Source organism: Mesorhizobium sp. M7A.F.Ca.CA.004.12.1.1 (assembly GCF_003997835.1).
Lineage (GTDB): Bacteria > Pseudomonadota > Alphaproteobacteria > Rhizobiales > Rhizobiaceae > Mesorhizobium.
Genome location: NZ_RZRK01000395.1, coordinates 1 through 5,679, shown reverse-complemented (window position 1 = coordinate 5,679; position 5,679 = coordinate 1). Strand labels below are relative to the sequence as shown.

The 5,679-nt window shown below is 63.0% G+C and carries 6 protein-coding genes; all 6 read right to left on the bottom strand.

Annotated features, from left to right (window positions below):
* The coding region (locus tag EN984_RS20380; RefSeq protein ID WP_127383907.1) for a 3-deoxy-7-phosphoheptulonate synthase at positions 1-697 on the bottom strand (697 nt) is incomplete at its 3' end.
* Positions 698-1,195: 498 nt separating this feature from the next.
* Positions 1,196-1,990, bottom strand: a complete 795-nt coding sequence (locus tag EN984_RS20365; protein ID WP_127270616.1) for an SDR family oxidoreductase — start codon at positions 1,988-1,990, stop codon at positions 1,196-1,198.
* Between the two features lie 32 nt (positions 1,991-2,022).
* A complete protein-coding gene (gene iolG / locus EN984_RS20360; protein WP_027039991.1) occupies positions 2,023-3,018 on the bottom strand; it encodes an inositol 2-dehydrogenase in 996 nt (331 codons plus the stop codon).
* Between the two features lie 111 nt (positions 3,019-3,129).
* The gene (locus EN984_RS20355; protein WP_023810655.1) at positions 3,130-3,897 is read right to left on the bottom strand and encodes an ATP-binding cassette domain-containing protein; all 768 of its coding nucleotides are present in this window, start codon (positions 3,895-3,897) and stop codon (positions 3,130-3,132) included.
* A gap of 2 nt (positions 3,898-3,899) precedes the next feature.
* On the bottom strand, positions 3,900-4,976 hold the full coding sequence (locus EN984_RS20350; protein WP_027039989.1) for an ABC transporter permease: 1,077 nt from the start codon (positions 4,974-4,976) through the stop codon (positions 3,900-3,902).
* A 112-nt stretch (positions 4,977-5,088) separates the two neighbouring features.
* Positions 5,089-5,679, bottom strand: a 591-nt coding sequence (locus tag EN984_RS20345) for a substrate-binding domain-containing protein (protein WP_164765548.1), incomplete at its 5' end; no start/stop codon positions are given.

Genomic DNA, 5,679 nt, shown 5'->3' with positions numbered 1-5,679 from the left:
GGATGACGTGGCAGTCCTCGTTGCCCGTGGTCGTGGCGATGCCGCTGCGGCCGCCCTTGGTCACCGCCATGAAATGATGCGGCTGGGCAGCCGATTTCACCGCCTCGGCGGCGATGCGCAGATTGCCGTCGGTGCCGTTCTTGAAGCCGACCGGGCAGGAAAGGCCCGAGGCGAGTTCGCGGTGGATCTGGCTCTCGGTCGTGCGCGCGCCGATCGCGCCCCAGGCGACCAGGTCGGCAATGTATTGCGGCGTGGTCATGTCGAGGAATTCGGTCGCCGCCGGCAGGCCGAGATTGTTGACGGCCGACAGCACGTTGCGCGCCATCCGCAGCCCCTTGTCGATGTTGAAGCTGCCGTCGAGGTCGGGATCGTTGATCAGGCCTTTCCAGCCGACCGTCGTGCGCGGTTTCTCGAAATAGACCCGCATCACGATCTCCAGCCGGTCCGACAGGCTCTCGCGCAGCGCCGCCAGACGGCTGGCATAGTCGACGGCCGCGACCGGATCGTGGATCGAACACGGGCCGACAATGACGAGCAGCCGGTCGTCGGTGCCGTTCAGGATGGCATGGGTTGCGTTGCGCGATGCGCTGACGGTGCGCGTCGCCGTCAAAGTGCGCGGGATCTCCCGCATCACCTCGTCCGGCGTACTCAGTTCTCGGATTTCCTTGACTCGGAGGTCGTCTGTGGTGGTCAACACGGCTTTCTGCTCCTGTCGAGAGCATGATGCCGAAAAGTGTGAAGCGGTTTTCGGACGACATCATGCTCCTCTTTGATTTAGAGGGAACCTGCCGGCTGAAACAAAAAAGCCGCCAGGTATGGCGGCTGTTCGGATCTTGTTGCTGCAATCTTCAGATCGAGCGCAATCCTCCCGCCGCCAGCGAGCTCCTAAAGTACCAATATGTGGCGGTCAGGTTGATCATGAGGTTCATATAGTCGATGCGGAGGCGCTTGTCACGTGCCGTAGATGAGTTGGCGAAATCGCTGGCGAGAGCGCTCCTCTCCCCGTCACTATACGGGGAGAGGATGCCGGCAGGCAGGTGAGGGGCGGCGCTTGCGTCAACGGATAGGACAGGGCCAAAAAGCCCCGACTTCAATCGACCCTCTAACTATCAAAGTCGGCGCTGCCCTCATTGCCCTGCCGGGCATTTCTCCCCGTATAGTGACGGGGAGAAACGGGCCGGCCGCGACGCTGACCCTATTCCGGAGACGACCCCGCAATGCTCTGGTCATAGTCGACCAGCGATCCGGTCATGACGCCGGACTGCGGGCTGACCATGTAGCTGATCAGCCGCGCCAACTGGTCCGGCTTCACCAATTGCCCCATCGGCTGCGCGGCTTCGGCCTTTGCCAGCCAGTCGTCCGGCGCATCGTGCCACTTCTTCTGCACGATGTCCTCGCCCTCCGTGTCCATCCAGCCGGGCAGCACCGCATTGCAGCGGATGCGGTTGTAGCGATAGGCATTGGCGACGTTCTTGGTCAGCGTCATCAGCGCGCCCTTGCTGGTTGAATAGGGCGTCAGGAACGACTGGCCGGTATGCGCCGACATCGACAGCACGTTGACGATCGAGCCGGGTGCCTTCTTTTCCAGGAGATGCGCCACCACGCCTTGCATCAGGAAGAACGGGCCGCGCACATTGGTATCGAAAATCGTATCGAACAGCTCTTCGGAGGTTTCGACCAGAGAACCGCGCGCCGAAGTGGCGGCGGCGTTGACCAGCGCGTTGACGGTGCCGAAATGCGAGATCGCGGTGGCGACCGCGCGCTTGCAGTCCGCCACTTTTGACACGTCGGCGCTGATGAAGATCGCGTCGACGCCCGCCTTCTTGAAATGGGCGACGGCCTTGTCGCCCTTCTCCTGCGATCGGCCGATGAGCGCCAGTGCCCGGCAACCTTCGTCGGCCAGCGCTTCGGCAACGGCAAAGCCGATGCCTTGCGCGCCGCCGGTGACGATGGCGCGCGTCTTCGAATTGCGATCGGCGGATGTGCTCATCGCTCTGCTCCCTGTACCCTAGTTTCCGGTTCTTACTTGTCGAGACGGACGGTCTTGCCGGTCGTTGCTGATTTCAGCGCCGCGTCGGCCAGCTTCAGCGCCACCAGCCCATCCGCACCGCTCGGCGACGCTTTCTTGCCCGAGGTCGCGGCCGTGATGAACGCGGCGATCTCAATAGCGTAGGCGTCGAGATAGCGGGTCATGAAGAAGTCGTGCAGCGGCGGGCGGGTATAGCCCTTCTCGTTGGCCAGTTCGATCGACACCGGGCGCTGGTTCTCGGCGGCAACCATGCCTTTCGAGCCATGCACCTCGATGCGCTGGTCGTAGCCATAGGTGGCGCGGCGCGAATTGGAGATGACCGCCTGCTTGCCGGAAGCGGTTTCCAGGATGACGCTGACGCTATCGAAATCGCCGGCGGCACCGATCTTCTTGTCGACCAGCACCGAGGCATGGGCGCTGACCGCCACGACCTCTTCGCCGAGCAGGAAGCGCGCCATGTCGAAATCATGGATGGTCATGTCGCGAAAAATGCCGCCCGAGCGCTTGATGTAGTCGATCGGCGGCGCGCCGGGATCGCGCGAGGTGATGGTGACCATCTCGACGGTGCCGATGGCGCCGTCGTCGATTGCCTTGCGCACGGCGGCGAAGTGCGGATCGAAGCGGCGGTTGAAGCCGACCATCAGCGTCGCCTTGGTCTTCTCGACCACGGCCAGGCACTTCTCGACGCGCTTGACGTTGAGGTCGATCGGCTTCTCGCAGAAGATCGCCTTGCCGGCCTTGGCGAAGCGCTCGATCAGATCGGCATGGGTGTCGGTCGGCGTGCAGATGACGACGGCGTCGATATCACCGGCTTTCTCGATATCCTCGATGCTGCGCACCTCGGCGCCATAGGCGCTCGCCAGCTCTTTGGCGGCCTTCTCGAACGCATCGGCGACGGCAACCAGTTTGGCCTGCGGATTGGAGCCGACGGCGCGGGCATGGACCTTGCCGATGCGGCCGGCACCGAGGAGAGCGAAGCGAACGGTCATGATATTTCCTCTGGGGGATGGGTTAGAGAGAGTTGTGTCCGCACCTTCCTTTTGGGGGAAGGTGGCAAGTCTATTTTTCGAGCGCGCCAGAAAACAGGATGACCATCCTGTTTAGGCCGCGAGTTCCGCCTCCCCGGTCTTGGCGCCGGTGATGTAGGAGACGATATCGTTTCCGTCGGTGTTCTCCTTGCGCAGATTGGCGACGATGCGGCCGCGCCGGAACACGACGATACGGTCGCAGAGATCGAACACCTGGCGCATATTGTGGCTGATCAGGATCAGCGGCTCGCCATTGTCCTTGAGCGTACGGACGATGTTTTCGACCTGCGCGGTCTCCTGCACGCCAAGGGCAGCCGTTGGCTCGTCCATGATGATCAGCTTGGAGGCGAAGGTCGCGGTGCGGGCGATCGCCACGCACTGGCGCTGGCCGCCTGACATGTGGCGGATGGTGTTGGACAGATTGGGGATCTTCACCGCCGTGCGGACGAGCGCCGCCTCGGTCGCCTTGCGCATGTATTTGCGGTCGAGGATCGAGAACGGGCCGAGGTTGAACAAAACCTTCTCGCGGCCGAGGAACAGGTTCGAAGGCACGTCGAGATCGTCGGCCAGCGCCAGGTTCTGGAACACGGTCTCGATGCCCGCCGTGCGAGCCTCGATCGGCCCGGCAAAATTCACTTCCTTGCCGTCGAACCAGATCTGGCCGCTGGTGCGCTGCTCGACACCGGTGATCTGGCGCACGAAGGTCGACTTGCCGGCGCCGTTGTCGCCCATGATGGCGACATGCTCGCCCTTGCGCAGTTCGAAATTCGCCCCTTCCAGCGCGTGCACGCCGCCATAGCGCTTGGTCAGGTTTTCAGTCTTCAGGACGATGTCTGACATGGTCATGCCCTCATTGCCCGCAGGCGTTGGCGCCACTGGTCGAGAACCACCGCACCGACGATGATCACACCCTTGACCATCTCCTGGTAGTAGGCGTCGAGGCGCAGGAAGGTGAAGCCGGAGATGATGACGCCGAAGATCAGCGAGCCGATCACCGTGCCGATGATCGAGCCGCGGCCGCCCGACAGGGAGACGCCGCCGATGACCGCCATGGCGATGGCGTCGAGTTCGTACATCACGCCCATGCCGGACTGCGCGGTCAGGTTCTTGGAGCTCAGCACCACGGCGGCGAGCGCGGCGAGAATGCCGGCGATGACGTAGACCAGGATCTTGTGGTTGGCGATCTTGATGCCGGACATGCGCGCGGCATCCTCGTTGGAGCCGATCGCGTAACAGTGCTTGCCGTACCTGGTGTAGGTCATGATCAGCTGGAACAGGATGGCCAGCGACAGGAAGATGACGACGGGCATCAGGCCTTTGCCGATGCCGGCGAAACTCTCGGTGGGAAACGAGATCGGCTGGCCCTTGGACCACCATTTGGCGATGCCGCGCGCGGTCACCATCATGCCGAGCGTGGCGATGAACGGCGGAATGCGCGTGTAGGCGATCAGCGCGCCATTGACGAGGCCGGCAAACAGGCCGCAGGCGATCGCCACCAGCAGCGGCACGATGACAGGCAGGTCCGTCCAGCCCTGCGCCAGGAACATCGCCTTGGGATTGGGGTTGCCGTTGACCGTCGCCACCTGAGCGAAGCTCATGGCGATCATGGCGGTCGCGCCGACGATCGAGCCTGAGGACAGGTCGATGCCGCCGGTGATGATGACCTGCGTCACGCCGATGGCGATGATGCCGACGATCGACACCTGCAGGATGATGATCTGCAGGCGCGCTTCGTTGAAGATGCCGCCGACGTCGCTGCGTGTGTTGAACAGGAAGCTGTCGCCGAGAAAAATGCGGCCGATCAGTTCGAAGATGACGACGAGAATGACCAGTGCCAGGAAAACATTGAACTCGGCCGGCCATGTGCGCTTCCTCGCATCATAACCGACGCCGCCGACGCCATGAGATGTCTGTGCCACGTATTCTGTCCTCCATCAGCCGCGGTCGCCCTCGCGCCTGCGGCGCTGAGGGAGAGAGGGGAGCGGCGCTGTCTTGATCGAGAGCGCCGCTCCGTATCGAACCGTTGGCGGCTCAGTTCTTCTTCAGGAACTTGTCGATGTTGGCGGGCGTCACCAGCTGGAAGGGCACGTAGACCTTGTGCTCGACCTTCTCGCCCTTGGCGAGCTTGAGCGCCGCATCGAGAGCGCCGGCGCCCTGGCCGGCCGCGTCCTGGAACACGGTTACGTCGAGGTCGCCCGCCTGCATGGCCGCCAGCGCGTCCTGGGTGGCGTCGACGCCGCCGACGACAACCGCCTTCATGTCGATGTTGCCGGCCTTCATCGCCTGGATGGCGCCGATGGCGCTTTCGTCATTGTTGGCGATGACGCCGTCGAACGGCTTGCCGGTCGACAGCCAGTTGGTCATCAGGTTCTGCGCCTCGTCGCGGTTCCAGTTCGACGTCTGCTTGTCGATGATCTTGATGAAGCTGCAATCCGGCGTCGCGATCACATCGTCGATGTCCTTGGTGCGCTGCACGGCGGCCTGGTTGGAAAGCTCGCCCATGATCACATAGACATTGGCTTCCTTCTTGCCGGCTTCCTTGAACAGGCGGCAGACTTCCTTGGTCTCGAGCGTGCCGGAATCGGCTTCGTTCGAGGCGACGAAGGCCTGGTTGTCGGGCAG

Excerpts from the sequence above, each read along its gene's own strand:
- iolG (WP_027039991.1), bottom strand. The coding sequence starts at position 3,018 with ATGACCGTTCGCTTCGCTCTCCTCGGTGCCGGCCGCATCGGCAAGGTC.
- EN984_RS20365 (WP_127270616.1), bottom strand. The coding sequence starts at position 1,990 with ATGAGCACATCCGCCGATCGCAATTCGAAGACGCGCGCCATCGTCACC.
- EN984_RS20355 (WP_023810655.1), bottom strand. The coding sequence starts at position 3,897 with ATGTCAGACATCGTCCTGAAGACTGAAAACCTGACCAAGCGCTATGGC.